The sequence below is a fragment of the Pseudomonas sp. Root401 genome (assembly GCF_001425105.1).
GTDB classification, from domain to species: Bacteria; Pseudomonadota; Gammaproteobacteria; order Pseudomonadales; family Pseudomonadaceae; genus Aquipseudomonas; species Aquipseudomonas brassicacearum.
This window is the reverse complement of record NZ_LMDO01000045.1, coordinates 190714-209948: the sequence shown is the minus strand read 5'-3', so window position 1 is coordinate 209948 and position 19235 is coordinate 190714. Positions and strand designations below refer to the sequence as shown.

The 19235-nt window shown below is 60.9% G+C and carries 20 protein-coding genes and 1 tRNA gene; 10 read left to right on the top strand and 11 right to left on the bottom strand.

The window, feature by feature from the left end:
- The first annotated feature begins 62 nt into the window (after nt 1-62).
- The 4 genes from ASC85_RS25355 (at nt 63) to ASC85_RS25340 (ending at nt 3483) form a co-directional block, all read left to right on the top strand.
- On the top strand, nt 63-668 hold the full coding sequence (locus tag ASC85_RS25355) for an LPS-assembly lipoprotein LptE (protein WP_057451839.1): 606 nt from the start codon (nt 63-65) through the stop codon (nt 666-668).
- Between the two features lie 39 nt (nt 669-707).
- Nucleotides 708-1745: a DNA polymerase III subunit delta gene (gene holA / locus ASC85_RS25350; protein WP_046065214.1), complete on the top strand. Its 1038-nt coding sequence runs from the start codon at nt 708-710 to the stop codon at nt 1743-1745.
- 178 nt (nt 1746-1923) lie between these two features.
- On the top strand, nt 1924-2088 hold the full coding sequence (gene arfA, locus ASC85_RS25345) for an alternative ribosome rescue factor ArfA (RefSeq protein WP_003205882.1): 165 nt from the start codon (nt 1924-1926) through the stop codon (nt 2086-2088).
- A 72-nt stretch (nt 2089-2160) separates the two neighbouring features.
- Nucleotides 2161-3483, top strand: a complete 1323-nt coding sequence (locus ASC85_RS25340; RefSeq protein WP_057451838.1) for a lytic murein transglycosylase — start codon at nt 2161-2163, stop codon at nt 3481-3483.
- Nucleotides 3484-3613: 130 nt separating this feature from the next.
- Here the strand turns inward: ASC85_RS25340 and ASC85_RS25335 are convergent, their stop codons facing one another.
- The 9 genes from ASC85_RS25335 to ASC85_RS25295 all read right to left on the bottom strand — a co-directional run bounded on the left by ASC85_RS25335 (nt 3614) and on the right by ASC85_RS25295 (nt 12405).
- On the bottom strand, nt 3614-4546 hold the full coding sequence (locus ASC85_RS25335) for a S66 peptidase family protein (RefSeq protein WP_057451837.1): 933 nt from the start codon (nt 4544-4546) through the stop codon (nt 3614-3616).
- A gap of 939 nt (nt 4547-5485) precedes the next feature.
- Nucleotides 5486-6586, bottom strand: coding sequence for a redox-regulated ATPase YchF (gene ychF / locus ASC85_RS25330; RefSeq protein ID WP_003205534.1), 1101 nt, complete (start codon nt 6584-6586; stop codon nt 5486-5488).
- A gap of 22 nt (nt 6587-6608) precedes the next feature.
- Entirely contained in the window at nt 6609-7193 is a 585-nt protein-coding gene (gene pth / locus ASC85_RS25325) for an aminoacyl-tRNA hydrolase (protein ID WP_003185374.1), read from the bottom strand.
- A 166-nt stretch (nt 7194-7359) separates the two neighbouring features.
- On the bottom strand, nt 7360-7962 hold the full coding sequence (locus ASC85_RS25320) for a 50S ribosomal protein L25/general stress protein Ctc (RefSeq protein ID WP_003205531.1): 603 nt from the start codon (nt 7960-7962) through the stop codon (nt 7360-7362).
- A 143-nt stretch (nt 7963-8105) separates the two neighbouring features.
- On the bottom strand, nt 8106-9047 hold the full coding sequence (locus tag ASC85_RS25315) for a ribose-phosphate pyrophosphokinase (protein ID WP_003205529.1): 942 nt from the start codon (nt 9045-9047) through the stop codon (nt 8106-8108).
- A 47-nt stretch (nt 9048-9094) separates the two neighbouring features.
- Nucleotides 9095-9169 (bottom strand) — tRNA-Gln (locus ASC85_RS25310).
- Nucleotides 9170-9205: 36 nt separating this feature from the next.
- Nucleotides 9206-10057 (bottom strand): 4-(cytidine 5'-diphospho)-2-C-methyl-D-erythritol kinase, encoded by an 852-nt coding sequence (ispE, locus tag ASC85_RS25305; protein ID WP_057451836.1) that lies wholly within the window; start codon nt 10055-10057, stop codon nt 9206-9208.
- 1 nt (nt 10058) lies between these two features.
- Nucleotides 10059-10676 carry a lipoprotein insertase outer membrane protein LolB gene (gene lolB, locus ASC85_RS25300; RefSeq protein ID WP_003205525.1) on the bottom strand — a complete coding sequence of 206 codons (618 nt, stop codon included), beginning with the start codon at nt 10674-10676 and terminating at the stop codon, nt 10059-10061.
- A 4-nt stretch (nt 10677-10680) separates the two neighbouring features.
- Nucleotides 10681-12405, bottom strand: coding sequence for a tetratricopeptide repeat protein (locus ASC85_RS25295; protein WP_057451835.1), 1725 nt, complete (start codon nt 12403-12405; stop codon nt 10681-10683).
- A 172-nt stretch (nt 12406-12577) separates the two neighbouring features.
- Between ASC85_RS25295 and hemA the strand changes: the two genes are divergently transcribed.
- The 6 genes from hemA (at nt 12578) to ASC85_RS25265 (ending at nt 17956) form a co-directional block, all read left to right on the top strand.
- Nucleotides 12578-13867 (top strand): glutamyl-tRNA reductase, encoded by a 1290-nt coding sequence (gene hemA / locus ASC85_RS25290; protein ID WP_057451834.1) that lies wholly within the window; start codon nt 12578-12580, stop codon nt 13865-13867.
- Entirely contained in the window at nt 13864-14946 is a 1083-nt protein-coding gene (prfA, locus tag ASC85_RS25285) for a peptide chain release factor 1 (protein ID WP_003205519.1), read from the top strand. The genes hemA and prfA overlap by 4 nt, the downstream gene beginning before the upstream one ends.
- Before the next feature lie 14 nt (nt 14947-14960).
- A complete protein-coding gene (prmC, locus tag ASC85_RS25280; RefSeq protein WP_057451833.1) occupies nt 14961-15791 on the top strand; it encodes a peptide chain release factor N(5)-glutamine methyltransferase in 831 nt (276 codons plus the stop codon).
- Entirely contained in the window at nt 15785-16540 is a 756-nt protein-coding gene (locus ASC85_RS25275; RefSeq protein WP_003205517.1) for a molybdopterin-synthase adenylyltransferase MoeB, read from the top strand. The genes prmC and ASC85_RS25275 overlap by 7 nt, the downstream gene beginning before the upstream one ends.
- Entirely contained in the window at nt 16533-17324 is a 792-nt protein-coding gene (gene murI / locus ASC85_RS25270) for a glutamate racemase (protein ID WP_057451832.1), read from the top strand. The genes ASC85_RS25275 and murI overlap by 8 nt, the downstream gene beginning before the upstream one ends.
- Nucleotides 17325-17437: 113 nt before the next feature.
- Nucleotides 17438-17956 carry an acyloxyacyl hydrolase gene (locus tag ASC85_RS25265; RefSeq protein WP_003205514.1) on the top strand — a complete coding sequence of 173 codons (519 nt, stop codon included), beginning with the start codon at nt 17438-17440 and terminating at the stop codon, nt 17954-17956.
- 124 nt (nt 17957-18080) lie between these two features.
- Here ASC85_RS25265 and ASC85_RS25260 read toward each other — a convergent pair whose 3' ends face one another.
- Both ASC85_RS25260 and ASC85_RS25255 read right to left on the bottom strand, forming a co-directional pair.
- Nucleotides 18081-18386, bottom strand: coding sequence for a YkgJ family cysteine cluster protein (locus ASC85_RS25260; RefSeq protein ID WP_003205513.1), 306 nt, complete (start codon nt 18384-18386; stop codon nt 18081-18083).
- Between the two features lie 27 nt (nt 18387-18413).
- Complete coding sequence (locus ASC85_RS25255) at nt 18414-19187, bottom strand: SDR family NAD(P)-dependent oxidoreductase (RefSeq protein WP_057451831.1); 774 nt, start codon at nt 19185-19187, stop codon at nt 18414-18416.
- Nucleotides 19188-19235: the final 48 nt, after the last annotated feature.

The window sequence follows — 19235 nt, the reverse complement described above, 5'->3', positions numbered from 1 at the left end:
CGCCGAATACAACCTGCGGGGTCGCATCGTCGACCCCCATAGGGTTCAAGGGGAGCAACAAGATGATCAAACGTAATCTGCTGGTAGTGGGCCTGGCGGTCCTGTTGAGCGCCTGCGGCTTCCAACTGCGCGGCACCGGCACCACCGAGCTGGCGATCAAGGAACTGGACCTCAGCGCGCGGGACGCCTTTGGCGACACCGTCAAGGCGCTGCGCGACACCCTGGAAAACAGCGGTGTGAAAGTCTACACCGGGGCCCCATACAAGCTGGTACTGACCCGTGAACAGCAAAGCCAGCGCAGCCTGAGCTATGCCGGTGCCGGTCGTTCCGCCGAGTACGAACTGAACAACGTGCTGAGCTATGAGATCCGCGGCCAGAACGACCTGTTGCTGCTGGACGACAAGCTCCAGGTGCAGAAGGTCTACCTGCACGATGGCAACAACATCACCGGTTCCGACCAGGAGTCCACCGAAGTGCGTGGCGAAATGCGGCGCGACCTCGTACAGCGCATGATGCTGCGCCTGCAACAGCTGAGCCCGACCCAGCTGGAACAGCTGCAACAGACCGCCAACGCCCGTGCCAAGGCCGAAGCCGATGCGCTGGAAGCGGCACGCAAGGCTGAAGCGGAAACCCCGCAGCAGTCGCCGATGCAGATCCCGGCTGAATAAGCCTTGCGGGGCGCTCCGGCGCCCCGCTCGCCTCTTCTTATGAAGCTCGCGCCCGCCCAACTCGGCAAACACCTGCAAGGCGCCCTCGCGCCGGTCTACATCATCAGTGGCGATGACCCACTGCTGTGCCAGGAAGCCGCCGACGCCATCCGCTCCGCCGCCCGCCAGCAAGGCTTCGACGAGCGCCAAGTCTTCGCCGCCGACGCCAGTTTCGACTGGGGTACGCTGCTGCAGGCCGGAGCGAGCATGTCGTTGTTCGCCGAAAAACGCCTGCTGGAGCTGCGTTTGCCGTCTGGCAAACCTGGGGACAAGGGCGCCGCTGCGCTGATCGAATATTGCTCACGCCCGGCCGAGGACACGGTACTGCTCATCAGCCTGCCGAAACTCGACGGCAGCGCGCAGAAGACCAAATGGGGCAAGGCCCTGGTCGAAGGCCAGCAGACCCAGTTCGTGCAGATCTGGCCGGTGGATGTCAGCCAGTTGCCTAGCTGGATCCGCCAGCGCCTGTCCCAAGCCGGTCTATCGGCCAGCCAGGACGCAGTGGAGCTGATTGCCGCCCGGGTCGAAGGCAACCTGCTGGCCGCCGCCCAGGAAATCGAAAAGCTCAAGCTGATGGCCGAAGGTGGGCAGATCACCGTGGAAACGGTGCAGGCTGCCGTGGCCGACAGTGCGCGCTTCGATGTCTTCGGGCTGACCGATGCGATCCTCAACGGTGAAGCCGCCCATGCCCTGCGCATGCTTGAAGGCCTGCGGGGCGAAGGCGTCGAACCGCCGGTGATCCTCTGGGCCCTGGCCCGGGAATTGCGCCTGCTGGCCAACCTGTCCCTGCAATACAGCCAGGGCGTACCGCTGGACAAAGCCTTCAGCCAGGCTCGCCCGCCCGTCTGGGACAAGCGCAAACCGCTGATGAGCAAGGCCCTGCAACGCTATTCCGCGTCACGCTGGGCGCAATTGCTGCTCGAGGCCCAGCGCATCGATGCGCAGATCAAGGGCCAGGCCGCCGGCTCGCCGTGGATGAGCCTCAGTCGCTTGTCGCTGTTGATGGCTGGACAGCGGTTGACTCTGCCAGCTGAATAAAAGATCGCAGCCTTCGGCAGCTCCTACAGAGATATGCATTCCATTGTAGGAGCTGCCGAAGGCTGCGATCTTTTCCGCTCTTGATCCTACAAATATTGCCTCCATTTACCCTATGGACAACGCCCCAGCGCTGTCCCATGATTTACCCCGCAAAACCCACCCTACGAGAGTACCCATCATGAGCAAAAAGCCATCCAAGCATGGCCCCAACAAGGCCAAGTCCATCGTCGCCCAGCCCCTGTTCCGCAGCCGCCAGGAACGACCCGCCAAGGGCAAAGGCAGCTACCGCCGCGAAGCCTTCCAGTCTGACAACTGGGAGGCTTCTTGCTTTCTGGCCGCTTGAAACACCAGGACAAGCCCTACGCCCCTTTCGCATGTTAAGGTCAGCACCTGATTTGTATTTCTGGACCCGTGCATGCCCTTCTGTCTTTCCCATCGTTGGCCACTGCGCCAAATGATTGTTGCCGCAAGCGTTGCCCTGCTTGTCGCCTGCGCCGAAAAACCTACTGCCGCCGACGCCCAACCGCTCCAGACAGCCCCCGCCGTGACCGCTCCGGCCATCGTGCCGCCTCTGGTGCCGACCGGTGAAGACCTGGCCATTGCGCCCACCCAGACCTTCGCGCAATGGCAGGCCGGGTTTCGCAAAGAGGCCCTGGCCGCCGGGATCCGTGGCGACCTGTTCGACCGTGCGTTCATCGGCGTCAGCCCGGACATGAGCGTGATCAAGGCCGATCGCAGCCAGCCGGAATTCACCCGTCCCGTGTGGGAATACCTCGATGGCGCGCTGTCGCCACTGCGGGTCAACAAAGGCAAGAGCCTGATCCAGCAGAACGCCCAGGTCCTGCAAAGCATCGAGCAGCGTTATGGCGTCGATCGCGAGGCGCTGGTGGCGGTGTGGGGCATGGAGAGCAACTTCGGCCAGTTCCAGGGCAGCAAGTCGGTGATCAACTCACTGGCGACCCTCGCCTACGAAGGACGGCGCCCGGGCTTTGCCCATGCGCAACTGATCGCCGCGCTGCAAATCCTGCAACAGGGCGACATCACACCGGAAAAAATGCTCGGCTCCTGGGCCGGCGCCATGGGTCAGACCCAGTTCATTCCCACCACGTACAACACCCATGCGGTGGATTTCGACGGCGACGGTCGCCGCGACATCTGGGGCAGCTCCACCGACGCCCTGGCCTCGACCGCCCACTACCTGCAAAGCTCCGGCTGGCAACGTGGCCAGCCGTGGGGGTTCGAAGTCGATCTCCCAGAGGGCTTCGACTACACGCTGGCCGATGGCACGATCCGCAAGCCTGTTGCTGAATGGGAGCGACTGGGTGTTTCAGAATATGGTGGCCTGCCAATAACCCCGGATGACAAACAGCTGTCGGCGTCCCTGCTCCTGCCGGCCGGCCATCGCGGCCCGGCGTTCCTGATCTTCGATAACTTCCGCGCCATCCTCAAGTACAACAACTCGTCGTCCTATGCCTTGGCGGTCGGATTGTTGTCAAAGCGCTTTACCGACGGCGGACTGATCTACGGCCAGTGGCCCAAGGAGGACCTGCCCCTGAGCCGCAGCGAACGCATCGAGCTGCAAACCCTGCTGGGCAAGCACAACTACGACGCGGGCAACCCCGACGGCATCATCGGCGCCAACACCCGCAAGGCCATCCGCAGCGCCCAGCAGTCGTTCGGCTGGCCGGCGGATGGGTATCCGACGCAGCAGTTGCTGGAGGCGTTGCGTAGCCGCTGAGTCAGCCGTATGGCGGCTACCGCTATCGCGAGCAGGCTCGCTCCCACAGTGGCTGAATTCCGCCAGGGAAACACGGTCGAATGTGGGAGCGAGCCTGCTCGCGATGGCTGACTTTCAAGCGACAAGTAATCTAGCAGCTGACCACCACATCCTGCTCCAACACCAACCTCTTCTCCCCCGCATCCAGCGTCACCAACGCCCCCATGGGCAAGGTCAGGTTCGGATCGCAGTGCCCGCTGCGCCAGCCGGACAGCACCGGGATGCGCAATGGCTCGAAGGTCTGCTTGAGCAAGCGGTTCAACGCCCCGACGTCGACCCCGGCCACATCCCCCACCAAAACGCCGCGTAGCTGGTGCAACGTGCCAGCCAACCGTAGCTGCGTCAGCAGTCGGTCGATGCGGTACAGCGGCTCGTTGACGTCTTCGATGAACAGGATCACCCCTTCGGCGTCGATCTGATAAGGCGTGCCCATGGTCGCGGCAATCATTGACAGATTGCCGCCCAGCAGACGTCCGTGGGCGATGCCCGGCTCAACGGTAGTCAACGGGTAGGCGGCGGGATGGTTCAGCGTGCTGCCGGCCTTCAACTGTCCACGCAGCAGGCTGAAGAACGAGGTGACGGTTGGGGGTTCCTTGTCGCCCAGCAGATCGGCGTTGAGCAGTGGCCCGTGGAAGGTCACGAAGCCTGCGTAACGGCTGATGGCCAGGTGCAGGGCGGTGATGTCGCTGTAGCCTACGAAGGGTTTGGGGTTGCGGCGTAGGAGGTCGAAGTCGATGCGATCGAGGAGACGGGGCGTGCCGTAGCCGCCGCGCAGGCAGATGATGGCTTTGACTTCCGGGTCGGCGAAGGCGGTGTGCAGGTCGTTGAGCCTTGTCTCGTCGGTGCCGGCCAGGTAATCGTTCTTTTCGTAGACGCCGGGGAATATTCGCAGCTCATGGCCCCTTGCGCGCATCCATTGGATGGCTTTTTCCGTGTCCAGGGGGGCGGGGCCGGCGGGGGCGATCACGGCGATCAGGCCTTCTTGAGGGAGGGCTGGGACGGGGTGGTGGGGGGTTAGGGCCATGGGGTTCCCGGTTTTTTTGATCGTGTGTATATCCGTTTTTTTTGTAACGGCGGCTTATGGTTCCGCTCTTACAGCGGGTCACTTTTGGAAAAGCGCCAAACCCTCACTCCGGCATTGCTCCGTGGGCCCGCCGCGAAGGGCCATCCATGGCCCAGCGCGGCTATCCCGGCATCCATGCCGGGATGCCCACTGCGCAATGCCTGCGTTCGGCCAGCGTGGTTTAACGGGGCGCCCAAGATCAAAAGCCAAAGCAAAGCAAAGCAAAGCAAAGCAAAGCAAAGCAAAGCAAAGCAAAGCAAAGCAAAGCAAAGCGCGGCGCATCCAGCATTTACGTAGCTGCGCCACCGCTATCGCGAGCAAGCTCGCTCCCACATTGGATCTGCAGCAGCCACAAAACTCATGTACACCACTACCCCTTGTGGGAGCGAGCCTGCTCGCGATGAGGCCAGCACATCCAACATCCTCATCGACTGTGACATCGCCTTCGCGAGCAGGCTCGCGATGGGGCCGGCACATCCAACATCACCGCAAACTGACACACCGCTTTCGCGAGCAAGCCCGCTCCCACAGGGGAAACGCGGTCTCACCAAGAACCAGGTCGGCTCTAAGGCCGCCTCGCTTTGGCTTTTGATCTTGATCTGGGGCGCCCCGTTAACCACGMTGGCTGAACGAAGGTATTGCGCAGTGGGCAACCCGGCATGGATGCCGGGTTAGCCGCGCTGGGCCATGGATGGCCCTTCGCGGCGGCCCACGGAGCGATGCCTTCGTTCAGGCATGCCGAGCCTAGGCGAGGCACCRAGTGGTGGGGCAAGAGCGTTTTGCTTACTTTTGCGCTTCTCAAAAGTGAGCCGCCGTCAGGGCGGAACCGTAAGTGGCCGTTACCGCAGCAATGGATATGCACACCACCCCTAAGCAATCACCCGCAACACCAGCGACAATTTAGACGTTAAAGCGGAAGTGCATCACATCACCGTCCTTGACGATGTATTCCTTGCCTTCCAGACGCCATTTACCGGCTTCCTTGGCACCGGCTTCACCCTTGTACTGGATGAAATCGTCATAGGCGATGACTTCGGCGCGGATGAAGCCTTTTTCGAAGTCGGTATGGATCACGGCCGCGGCTTGTGGCGCGGTAGCCCCGACGCGAACGGTCCAGGCGCGGACTTCTTTTACGCCAGCGGTGAAGTACGTCTGCAGGTTGAGCATTTCATAGCCCGCGCGGATCACGCGATTCAGGCCAGGCTCTTCCAGGCCCAGGGCCTCCAGGAACATGTCCTTCTCTTCGCCGTCTTCAAGCTCGGCGATTTCCGCTTCGATCTTGTTGCAGACCGGTACCACGATCGCGCCTTCTTCTTCGGCGATAGCTTTTACCACGTCCAGCAGCGGGTTGTTCTCGAAGCCGTCTTCGGCAACGTTGGCAATGTACATGACCGGCTTGGTGGTCAGCAGGTGGAAGCCACGAACGATCTGCTTCTCATCGGCACCCATGTTCTTGATCAGGCTGCGTGCCGGCTTGCCCAAGGTGAAGTGGGCGATCAACTGCTCGAGCAGGGCTTTCTGGGCGACGGCGTCTTTGTCGCCACCCTTGGCATTGCGAGCGACTTTCTGCAGTTGCTTCTCGCAGCTGTCGAGGTCGGCGAAGATCAGTTCCAGGTCGATGATTTCGATATCGCGTTTCGGGTCGACGCTGTTGGAGACGTGAATCACGTTCTCGTCTTCGAAGCAGCGGACCACGTGGGCGATGGCATCGGTTTCGCGGATGTTGGCCAGGAACTTGTTGCCCAGGCCTTCACCTTTCGAGGCCCCGGCCACCAGGCCGGCGATGTCGACGAACTCCATGGTGGTCGGCAGAACGCGCTCCGGGATCACGATGGCCGCCAGGGCTTCCAGGCGCGGATCGGGCATCGGCACGATGCCGGTGTTCGGCTCGATGGTGCAGAAGGGGAAGTTCTCAGCCGCGATACCGGATTTGGTCAGGGCGTTGAACAGGGTGGACTTGCCGACGTTAGGCAGGCCGACGATGCCGCAATTGAATCCCATGGTGTTTCCCCTCGGATAAGTGTCAGGCCTTCTGGCTGTGCAGGTTTTTCATCGCGCGGTTCCATTCCCCGGCGAGGATATCCGGCAGCACGCCGAGGGCAAAGTCGATGCTGGCATCGAGTTTTTCCTGTTCGGCGCGAGGCGCACGACCCAGGACAAAGTTTGAAACCATACTGGCAACGCCCGGGTGGCCGATGCCGAGCCGCAGGCGGTGAAAGGTATTCTGATTACCCAGTTGCGCGATGATGTCGCGCAACCCGTTGTGACCGCCATGGCCGCCGCCTTGCTTGAGCTTGGCAACGCCTGGAGGCAGGTCGAGTTCGTCGTGGGCCACCAGGATTTCTTCAGGCTTGATGCGAAAGAAACCGGCCAATGCCGCCACGGCCTGGCCGCTGCGGTTCATGTAGGTGGTGGGAATCAACAGGCGAACATCCTGACCCTGGTGCGAGAAGCGACCGGTCAGGCCGAAATACTTGCGATCGGCTGCCAGGCTGACGCCTTGTGCGTGCGCGATGCGCTCAACAAAAAGGGCCCCTGCGTTATGCCGGGTCTGTTCGTATTCAGCGCCTGGATTTCCCAGGCCAACGATCAGTTTAATGGCAGTCACGATAGGGGCCCTTCCTGGAGTGTGGATAACGATGTCGCAATCAGGCGGTGTTGCGACAGTGGACGATAATGGCGGATTTACCGTTAAGTAAACTTCGCGTTCTCGCCCGCTGTCTCGCTACGTTCCAGTCCGCGATGTTTCCGGTCACTCCGGCGACAGAGTGAAATTACTCTGCAGCGCCTTCTTCAGTGGCTTCTGGAGCAACACGTGGAGCGTGGACGTTGGCAACTGCCTTGTCATCGCCGTGTGCCAGAGCAACAAACTCAACGCCTTTAGGAGCCTTGAGGTCGGACAGGTGAATGATCGTGCCGACTTCGGCGTCAGCCAGATCGACTTCGATGAATTCAGGCAGGTCTTTCGGCAGGCAGGTCACTTCGATTTCCGAAACAACGTGCGAAATTTCGCCGCCTTTCTTGATCGGAGCAGCTTCGCCAACGAAGTGTACAGGCACGATAGCGGTCAGTTTCTGGCCAGCTACTACGCGTACGAAGTCGGCGTGCATCACGTGGCCTTTGGCCGGGTGACGCTGCAGGGCCTTGATCACGACGTTTTGCTTGGTGCCGCCAATGTTCAGCTCGATGATGTGGCTGTAAGCCGCTTCGTTTTCGAGCAGTTTGGCAACTTCTTTGGCCAGCATGCTGATGGACTCAGGGGCTTTCTCGCCACCGTAGACTACAGCTGGAACCAGGCTTGCGAGACGACGCAGGCGGCGGCTCGCACCTTTCCCCAGGTCGGAACGCACTTCAGCATTCAGAGTAAATTCGTTCATGTTGTATCTCCAAAGTAACCACATTCACCCCAGCGCTTGCGACCAGCGCTTAAGGCGATATGGGCAAAAAAGCCCCGCCCCGACAGGTAATGCCGGGGCGGGGCGCTTTTCGTCAACGAGATGTCCTGGGAAGGGCAGGGCCCTTAGCGGAACATCGCACTGATCGATTCTTCGTTGCTGATGCGGCGAACCGCTTCGGCAACAACCGGTGCGATATCCAGTTGGCGGATACGCACACAGGCTTGTGCTGCAGCGGACAGCGGGATGGTGTTGGTCACCACCAGCTCGTCCAGCACGGAATTTTCAATGTTCTCGATCGCTCGACCCGACAGCACAGGGTGTGTGCAGTAGGCAAAGACCTTGGCAGCGCCATGCTCTTTCAGGGCCTTGGCCGCGTGGCACAGGGTGCCGGCGGTATCGACCATGTCATCGACCAGAATACAGGTACGCCCTTCGACGTCGCCGATGATATGCATCACTTCGGAGTGATTGGCTTTCTCACGGCGTTTGTCGATGATACCCAGATCCACGCCCAGGGATTTGGCAACCGCCCGTGCACGCACGACGCCGCCAATGTCCGGGGACACGATCATAAGGTTTTCGAAGCGCTGATCTTCAATATCATCCACCAGGACCGGGGAGCCGTAGATGTTATCCACGGGAATATCGAAGAAACCCTGAATCTGGTCAGCATGCAGATCAACCGTGAGGACACGGTCGATGCCGACTACGGTCAGCATATCAGCCACGACTTTCGCGCTGATTGCCACACGTGCGGAACGCGGACGGCGATCCTGACGGGCATAACCAAAGTAAGGAATAACAGCAGTGATACGAGTAGCCGAGGAGCGACGGAAGGCATCAGCCATCACGACGAGTTCCATCAGGTTATCGTTGGTCGGAGCGCAAGTCGGCTGAATAATGAAGACGTCTTTACCGCGAACGTTTTCATTGATCTCCGCAGTGATTTCGCCGTCGGAAAACTTACCGACAGAAATGTCACCGAGAGGGATATGCAGCTGACGTACGACACGCCGAGCCAGATCGGGGTTGGCGTTCCCCGTAAAGACCATCATCTTGGACACGCGCAGTACCTGAAGGCTGAGGGTATACCTGGATGAGTATAGGAAAATGGCAGGGGCGGCTGGATTCGAACCAACGCATGGCAGGATCAAAACCTGCTGCCTTACCGCTTGGCGACGCCCCTGTATCTGTTGCTGCGAGTGCCCAGCACTCGATTCCTTTAGAGCAGGTCTTGCAGCTTGCGATGCAACATCGAAACGTTGCTTCCTTTTGCTACAAACCCTGTAAGGGTCTCTGTCAGAAGGGCCGAGACTTTATCAGCTTCAGCTTTGCTTGGGAAGCCCCCAAACACACAACTTCCAGTTCCGGTGAGTTTTGCTTCGGTAAATTTACCTAACAAATTCAAAGCGTTACGAACATCTGGATAACGCCTTGCTACCACCGGTAAGCAGTCATTTCGACTGTTTCCCTTGGGAACGGGGCGCACTTTAATGGGAGGAGAGTTACGTGTCAACAGTGGATCTGAAAAAATTTCTGCTGTACTTACAGAGACTTGCGGCACCAGCACCAAGTACCAGGGTTCTTCGGGGTCCACCGGGGTGAGTTTTTCCCCTACGCCCTCGGCGAAAGCGGCGTGGCCACGCACGAAAACCGGCACGTCGGCGCCCAGTGTCAGGCCCAGGGCGGCCAGGCGATCCGCGTCCCAGCCCAGCTGCCACAAGTGGTTTAGACCCAGCAGCGTGGTGGCCGCATTCGAGCTGCCGCCACCGATGCCGCCACCCATGGGCAGGATCTTGTCGATCCAGATATCGATGCCCAGCGCACAACCGGATTGTGCCTGGAGTTTTTTCGCGGCCTTGACGATCAGGTTGCTGTCGTGGGGAACGCCTTCGAATTCGGTGTGCAGGCGAATCACGCCGTCGTCGCGCACGGCAAAGGTGATTTCGTCGCCGTAGTCCAGGAACTGAAAAATCGTCTGCAACTCGTGGTAGCCGTCCGGGCGACGACCGAGGATGTGCAGCATCAGGTTGAGCTTGGCCGGGGAGGGCAGGGTCAGGCGTGCAGCGCTCATGTCATTGCCCCAGCTTGCGCGGCTGCCATTGCTTGATCACCAGCGTGACGTCGAGGTTGCTGCCATGCAGCTTGATGCGTTCGGGCAGCCAATAGCCGTTCTGCTGGGCATAGCTGAGGTATTCGATCTGCCAGTCATCCTGTTCCAGGTTGGACAGGCGGCTGTCGGCGTCGAGGGTCAGGCGGCTTTTACTGTCCGGTGCCGGCAGCCCGCGAACCCACCAGGTCAGGTGGGAAACCGGCAGCTTCCAGCCCAGTTGTTCTTCCAAAAGCGCTTCGGGCGTGGGCGCCTCGTAGCGTCCCTGGTTGGCGACTTCCAGCGACACCTGGCCCGGCCGGCCGGTCAGGCGGGCCGCACCGCGACCCAATGGGCCCGACAGGCGAATGTCGTAGTAGTCCTGGCGTTGCAGCCAGAACAGCGTGCCACTGCCCGAGTCTTTCGGGGCGCGGATACCGATCTTGCCGTCGATCTGCCAGCCGTCGAGGCCGCTCAGTTGTTGCTTGTGCTCGCGCCATTGGGCCTGGTTGCCCTGGCCCTGGACGGATTCACGGGCGCCGAAGCCCGCGCAGCCGGCGAGCAGGGCAATGAAGCTGAAAACGATGAGATGGCGCAAAAACATAATCTTAAAGAGTCTCGGATCCGGTCAGGCGTTTGATGGTGCTGCGCAAGATTGGGCTGTCAGGCTGATCCTTGAGGAATCGGCTCCAGATCTGCCGGGCTTCGCGTTGTTTGCCATTGGCCCACAGGACCTCGCCCAGGTGAGCGGCGACTTCCTGGTCGGGAAAGCGCTCCAGGGCCTGGCGTAACAGGCGTTCGGCTTCGTCGAGATTGCCCAGGCGGTAATTCACCCAGCCAAGACTGTCGAGCACCGCCGGGTCTTCCGGATTGATCTGGTGGGCCTGTTCGATCAGCAGCTTGGCTTCGTCATAACGGGTGGTGCGATCCGACAACGTATAGCCCAGGGCGTTGAGGGCCATGGCGTTGTCCGGGTCACGCTGGATGATCAGGCGCAGGTCTTTTTCCATCTGGGCCAGGTCATTGCGTTTCTCCGCCAGCATGGCACGGGTGTAAAGCAGGTTCAGGTCATCCGGGTACTGCTTCAAGGCTTGTTGCAGCACGTTCCAGGCCTTGTCGCCCTGATTGTTGGCCGCCAGGGTTTCGGCTTCGATCAGGTACAGCTGGATGCCGTAGTCCGGTTGGGAGTCGCGTTGTACGGCGAGGCGGCTCTGGGCATCGGCGGTCTTGCCATTGCTCATCAGGATATCGGCCTGGCGCAACTGCGCCGGCAGATAATCGTTGCCCGGGCCGACCTGGGCGTACTCGATCAGTGCGCTCTCGGGGTCGTTGCGTTCTTCGGCGATGCGACCCAGGTTCAGGTGGGCCGAGTCGACGTGGCTTTCCCTGGCGATCAGGTCTTCCAGGTAACCCTTGGCCTCTTCCCAGGCCTTGGCTTCCAGGCAGACCAGCGCCAGGGAATAGCGCAACTCGTCGTCTTCCGGGTATTGCTGGACCAGGCTGGAGAACTCCACCTTGGCGTCGTCCATGCGGTTGTTTTCCACCAGCATGCGGGCGTAGGTGAGGCGCAGGCGTTTGTCGTCCGGGTACTTCTTGATGCTTTTTTCCAGCAGCGGCAGCGCTTCGTCGCCGCGGTTCAAGCCTTGCAGCAGGCGTGCGCGCAGCAGGATCGGCGCCACTTCGCCGGCTTCCGGCGGGTTGTCTTCCAGAAGGGTGAGGGCGCCCTGGGTGTCACCATCCTGTTGCAGCAGCAGGGCCTTGCCGAAAATCAGCTGGCCGTTGTTCGGGTGGCGTTGCAACAGACGATCGAAGCTTTTCATCAGGCCGTTGCGGGTTTCCTGGTCGGTATCGGCGGCGGACAGGGCCAGGAAGTCGAAATGGGTGTCGCCTTTGCCCAGCAGGACCTTCTCCATATACATCATGGAGTCGTCGTAGCGCCCGGCCCGGGCCAGTTGCACGGCGGCGGCGCGCTGTGCTTCGAGGTCGTCCGGGGCATTCTTGGCCCAGATCAGCGCGGTATCCAGCGCCGGCTGGTCGGCGCCCAGGTATTCGGCGATGCGAAATGCCCGCTCGGAGATCCCCGGGTCCTGGGTATTGATGGCCTGGGTCACGTAGTTGTCCAGCGCAATGTCGAAGCGATTGCGCTGGCCTGCCAGTTCGGCGCTCAACAGGCTGAAGATGGTTTCTTCGCTGAACGAGCCGTAGACCTTGGGTTTTTCAGGTACCTGCGCGCTGTCTTCGACCGGCGGCGTACCGTCCGTCGAAACGGGGGCCATGGACTGGCAGCCGCTGAGCAAGGCAAGAGCGAGGAGCAACGCGGAAGATCTATTCATATAGGAAGAGGACGACTAACCTGCGGTCAGATCATCATGACACAAGCCTTCGGTCAAACATAACCGCCCCGTCGATTTACAACCCCGGGCAGGGCGATAGAGATCGAGTGGTTGTTCTGAATCTGACGAAGTAGGACAATTGCCGGCTTCACGTCACTATCAGCGACCTTGAATGGCCTTCCTTGCACTCGGTATTAACCACAAGACTGCGTCAGTAGACGTCCGCGAGCGCGTGGCCTTTACGCCTGAGCAGCTGGTTGAGGCCTTGCAGCAGCTCTGCCGACTTACCGACAGCCGCGAAGCTGCGATCCTCTCCACCTGCAATCGCAGCGAGCTTTATATAGAACAGGATCACGTTTCGGCCGATTCAGTCCTGCGCTGGCTGGCCGACTATCACAACCTGAGCCTTGAAGAGCTGCGCGCCAGTGCCTATGTGCACGAAGACGATGCGGCCGTTCGTCACATGATGCGTGTCGCCTCGGGGCTCGATTCGCTGGTGTTGGGCGAGCCGCAGATTCTCGGCCAGATGAAGTCGGCCTACGCCGTGGCCCGCGAGGCCGGCACCGTCGGCCCGCTGCTGGGGCGTCTGTTCCAGGCGACGTTCAACGCCGCCAAGCAGGTTCGCACCGACACGGCTATCGGCGAGAACCCGGTGTCCGTGGCGTTTGCCGCTGTCAGCCTGGCGAAACAGATTTTCAGTGATTTGCAACGCAGCCAGGCACTGCTGATCGGCGCTGGCGAGACCATCACCCTGGTCGCCCGCCATCTCCACGACTTGGGGGTCAAGCGCATAGTCGTCGCCAACCGGACCCTGGAGCGGGCCAGTACCCTGGCCGAGCAGTTCGGCGCCCATGCGGTGCTGCTGTCGGACATTCCCGCGGAACTGGTGCACAGCGACATCGTCATCAGTTCCACCGCCAGCCAGTTGCCGATCCTTGGCAAGGGCGCCGTGGAAAGTGCCCTGAAGCTGCGCAAGCACAAGCCGATTTTCATGGTGGACATTGCTGTTCCCCGGGACATCGAGCCAGAAGTCGGCGAGCTGGATGACGTGTATCTCTACAGCGTCGACGATCTGCACGAGGTGGTCGCCGAGAATCTCAAGAGCCGACAGGGCGCGGCCCAGGCGGCCGAAGAGATGATTAGCGTCGGCGCCGACGACTTCATGGTGCGCCTGCGCGAGCTGGCGGCGGTGGATGTGCTCAAGGCGTATCGTCAGCAGAGCGAACGCCTGCGCGACGAGGAGCTGCAAAAGGCCCAGCGCCTGCTGGCCAACGGCGGCAATGCCGAAGAGGTGCTGGTACAACTGGCCCGCGGCCTGACCAACAAATTGCTCCATGCCCCCAGTGTCCAGCTCAAGAAGCTGACCGCCGAAGGCCGCCTCGATGCGCTGGCCATGGCCCAGGAACTCTTCGCCCTCGGTGAGGGCTCACCGGATAGCTTTTCGGATAAAAAACCGCAATGAAAGCGTCACTGCTCAACAAGCTGGACATCCTCCAGGACCGTTTCGAAGAACTGACCGCCTTGCTGGGCGACGGCGAAGTCATTTCCGACCAGAACAAATTCCGCACCTATTCCAAGGAATACGCGGAAGTCGAGCCGATTGTCGCCACCTATAAACAGTTGCTAAAAGTGCAGGGCGACCTTGAAGGCGCCCAGGCGCTGCTCAAGGACAGCGACCCGGACATGCGCGAAATGGCCGTGGAGGAAGTCCGCGAAGCCAAGGATCAACTGGTTGAACTGGAAAGCAGCCTGCAACGCATGCTGCTGCCCAAGGACCCGAATGACGGGCGCAATGTGTTTCTTGAGATCCGTGCCGGTACCGGCGGCGATGAGGCGGCGATTTTTTCCGGCGACCTGTTTCGCATGTATTCGCGTTACGCCGAACGTCGTGGTTGGCGAGTGGAGATCCTCTCGGAGAACGAAGGCGAACACGGCGGCTATAAAGAAGTCATCGCCCGGGTCGAAGGCGATAATGTCTACGGCAAGCTGAAATTCGAATCCGGCGCCCATCGCGTGCAACGCGTGCCGGCCACCGAATCCCAAGGGCGCATCCACACCTCGGCCTGCACCGTGGCGGTATTGCCCGAGCCGGACGAGCAGGAAGCCATCGAGATCAATCCGGCGGACCTGCGGGTCGACACTTATCGTTCCTCCGGCGCGGGCGGCCAGCACGTCAACAAGACTGACTCGGCGATCCGCATCACGCACTTGCCCTCGGGCATCGTGGTCGAGTGCCAGGAAGAGCGTTCCCAGCACAAGAACCGCGCGCGGGCCATGGCCTGGTTGTCGGCCAAGCTCAACGACCAGCAGACCAGCGCCGCCGCCAATGCCATCGCCAGCGAACGCAAATTGCTGGTGGGCTCGGGTGATCGTTCCGAGCGGATCCGTACCTACAACTTCGCCCAGGGCCGGGTCACCGACCATCGCGTCAACCTGACCCTGTATTCCCTGGACGAGATCCTTGCCGGTGGTGTCGATGCGGTGATTGAGCCGTTGCTGGCCGAATACCAGGCCGACCAGTTGGCTGCGATTGGCGAGTAAGCACAGGTGAAAAAATGACCATCATCGCCAGTCTGTTACGCGCGGCCGAGTTGCCGGATTCGCCCACGGCACGGCTGGACGCCGAGTTGTTGCTGGCCGCAGCCTTGGGCAAGTCCCGCAGCTTCCTGCACACCTGGCCCGAGCGGATCGTACCCAGTGAGGCAGCGTTGCTGTTCTCCGAATACCTGCGGCGTCGTCGCTCCGGCGAGCCGGTGGCGTACATCCTCGGACAACAGGGCTTCTGGAAACTCGACCTGGAAGTCGCGCCCCATACCTTGATCCCGCGTCCCGACACCGAGCTACTGGTGGAAACCGCGCTGGCTTTGTTGCCGGCCACACCGGCCCGGGTCCTGGACCTGGGCACCGGCAGCGGCGCGATTGCCCTGGCACTGGCCAGCGAGCGCCCGGCCTGGAAAGTCACGGCGGTCGACCGGGTGCTGGAGGCCGTGGCCCTGGCCGAACGCAATCGCCAGCGCCTGGACCTGCACAACGTCACGGTGCTGAGCAGCCATTGGTTCAGTGCGCTGCAAGACACGCGTTTCGAGTTGATCATCAGCAACCCGCCGTACATTGCGGCCAGCGATCCGCACCTGATCGAGGGCGACGTGCGCTTCGAGCCAGCCAGTGCCCTGGTTGCCGGGCCGGACGGGCTCGATGATTTGCGCCAGATCATTGCCCAGGCACCGACTCACCTCGAACCGGGTGGTTGGCTGATGCTCGAGCACGGTTACGATCAGGCCGAAGCGGTGCGCGATTTGCTGCGCACCCAAGGCTTTGTCGAAGTCCACAGCCGCAAGGACTTGGGCGGTCATGAGCGCATCAGCCTGGGGTGCCTGCCGTGCTGAACGATCAGGAATTGTTGCGCTACAGCCGGCAGATTCTGTTGCAGCACGTCGACATCGACGGCCAATTGCGTCTCAAGCAAAGCCGCGTGCTGATCATCGGCCTTGGCGGTCTTGGGGCCCCGGTGGCGTTGTACTTGGCCGCCGCTGGCGTGGGTGAGATGCACCTGGCGGATTTCGACACCGTCGACCTGACCAACCTGCAACGCCAGATCATCCATGACACCGACAGCGTCGGCCTGAGCAAGGTCGATTCGGCGATGCGACGCCTTGGGGCGATCAACCCCGAGGTTCGGCTGGTGCCTCACCGGGCGGCCATGGACGAAGACAGCCTGGCCGCGGCAGTCGCAGCGGTGGATGTGGTGCTCGACTGCTCCGACAATTTCTCGACCCGCGAGGCGGTGAACGCGGCCTGTGTCGCGGCGGGTAAACCGCTGGTCAGCGGCGCGGCGATTCGCCTGGAAGGGCAGTTGTCGGTGTTCGACCCACGCCGTCCCGAAAGCCCTTGCTACCACTGCCTTTATGGCCACGGCAGCGAAGCCGAGCTGACCTGCAGCGAGGCCGGTGTGATCGGACCGCTGGTGGGATTGGTGGGCAGCCTGCAAGCCCTTGAAGCCCTGAAGTTGCTGGCCGGTTTCGGTGAGCCGCTGGTGGGGCGCCTGCTGTTGATCGATGCCCTGGGCACGCGTTTCCGTGAACTGCGGGTCAAGCGCGACCCAGGTTGCAGCGTCTGCGGTGGCCAGCATGAGTGAAGCACCGGTCGGTGTGCTTGACTCGGGTGTCGGCGGGTTGTCGGTGCTGGGGGAAATTCGCCAGCTGCTGCCCAATGAGTCGCTGTTGTATGTCGCCGACTGTGGGCATATTCCTTACGGCGAGAAGACCCCGGAATACATCCGACAACGCTGCTCGATCATTGCCGACTTTCTCCTGGGCCAGGGCGCCAAGGCGCTGGTTGTCGCTTGCAACACCGCAACGGTTGCTGCCGTTGCCGATCTACGCCGTGATTTTCCCCATTGGCCCATCGTCGGGATGGAGCCGGCGGTCAAGCCGGCGGCTGCCGCGACCCGCAGCGGTATCGTCGGCGTGCTCGCCACCACCGGCACCTTGCAGAGCGCCAAGTTCGCCGCTTTGCTCGACCGCTTCGCCACCGATGTGCGAGTCATCACGCAACCGTGCCCGGGACTGGTTGAACTGATCGAAACGGGTGATTTGCACAGTCCAGCCTTGTATCAATTGCTGCAGCATTACGTCGACCCCTTGCTGGCAGCCGGCTGCGATACGTTGATCCTGGGGTGCACGCACTATCCGTTCCTCAAACCGTTGCTCGCGCGGATGATTCCGCAACACATCAGCCTGATCGATACCGGTGCCGCCGTGGCCCGGCAACTTCAGCGCCTCTTGGCCGAGCGAGGGCTGCTGGCTGAGGGGCCTGCCGGCGAAACGTATTTCTGGACGAGTGCAGACCCGATACATTTAAGAAAAATCCTACCGACGCTATGGCATTCGTCCGGCGTTGTGCGAAGCTTCGATCTATAAAAAAGAATGTGAAAACCGTGTGAAACGGGCTGAACTTCTGTTTTAGCGCGGATTTCTATAGCTTTGGGTGTTTGTAACAAAATCAACTAGTCTGTTCGAAAAGGATGTTTCTAATGAAGCGCTTATTCTGCTTTTCCGCGCTTGCGGCCGCATTGTTGGGGCACACTTACACTGCACAAGCAGCGGGTGTGGAATTTGGGGTTGGCCAGACCAGTGACTCGACCATGACCTATCGCCTGGGCATGCAGTTCGACTGGGACAAGAGTTGGCTGCAAAGTGATGTCGGTCGCCTGACCGGCTATTGGAGCGGCGCCTACACCTATTGGGAGGGGGACGAGACATCCAGCAATCACAGCCTGTCGTTTTCGCCTGTGTTTGTGTATGAATTTTCCGGTCAGAACGTGAAGCCTTACATCGAGGCGGGTGTCGGTGTGGCGTTGTTTGCCAATACCGAAGTGGAAGACAACAAGCTCGGTACGGCTTTCCAATTTGAAGATCGTATCGGCTTCGGCCTGCGCTTCAACGGTGGACATGAAGTGGGCATTCGCGCCACTCATTACTCCAACGCTGGCATCAAGTCGACCAACGACGGTGTAGAAAGCTACTCGCTGCACTACACGATGCCGCTGTAACAAAACAGTTTGAGAACAGTGGGAGCGAGCTTGCTCGCGATAGCGATAGACCAGCCAAGATAAAGTTGTCTGACTCACCGCTATCGCGAGCAAGCTCGCTCCCACAGTAGATCAGACCATTCCTTTATCGATACGCCGTCGCAATCCCTTGGCGTTCTTCCAGGCACTCCGGTGCGCCCATCTCGAACTCCCGGCAGATCAGTGGACGCTTTTCGTAGATGGTGCACATCATGCTGTCGCGATCCAGGGCCGCGCACCAACCGTCATCCAGCCGCAGCATCACCTCTCCCCCCCAGTCGTCCGTGTCGATAAAGCGCTCCGGGACCCCGGTGTCGGTGATCAGCATCACTTCCAACTGGCAGCAGCACGCCGCGCACGTCGAACACGTGACGGCCGGTGCCGGGATTTCATGGACGGGGATAGTTTTCATGGCGCGCAGTGTAAGGCAATCGGCGGCTCAGGGTTGTCCCTTGATCGGATAGCCGTTTTTCGCCTGGCATGAGCCGATACCGGTTGGCAGGCTTTCGGTCGACGAAGGCAAAGGCCAGAGTGCGGTCATGGACGCAATGGGAAGCGCGACTTCCCGCGGACGCTCGACCAACTGATCCAGTACATGCCGCGCTGTTTCGTCCGCCGACCAGTGAATCGGGGTTTGGACGCAATCGTCAGGCCCCAGCAATGGGCCGTCGAAGCCTGGGTGTACCAACGTCACATCGACACCCGCGCACGCCAAGTCTGCCCGAGCCGATTCGAACAGATGACGCATCCCGCCGCCACCCGCTTCGGTTTGCGAAGGCGGCAGGTAAGTCGCCGGGCTGGCAATACCCACCAGGTGAGCTTCGGTCCCGGCGCGCAACAAGGGCATGGCCACTTCGAGGCAGAAACTGGCGGCCAGCAGATTGCTGCGCACGATATGCTCGATCAATGTGTGATCAGTCGGCTGCCCGTCAACGTACTCAGCCGTCCCGGCATTGACGATCACCTGATCCAGGGCGCCCCATTGCCGGGCGATCTGTTCGCCAATCTCGCGCACGGCCTGGCTGTCGGTCAAATTGCCGGGCACGCTCAGCACTTGTCCTGGATAACGTACCGAAAGGGTTTCGCATGATCGGGTCGAGCGCGAACTGACGGCCAGGTATGCACCTGTCTGCAGTATCGCTTCAGCCAACGAAGCGCCGATTCCGTTGCCAGCCCCGGTGAGCCAATAGCGCCGTGGCAGTCTTAGACCCATTCCCTACTCCTTTCGATTGGACAGCGCACTGATACGTAGCTTTTCAGT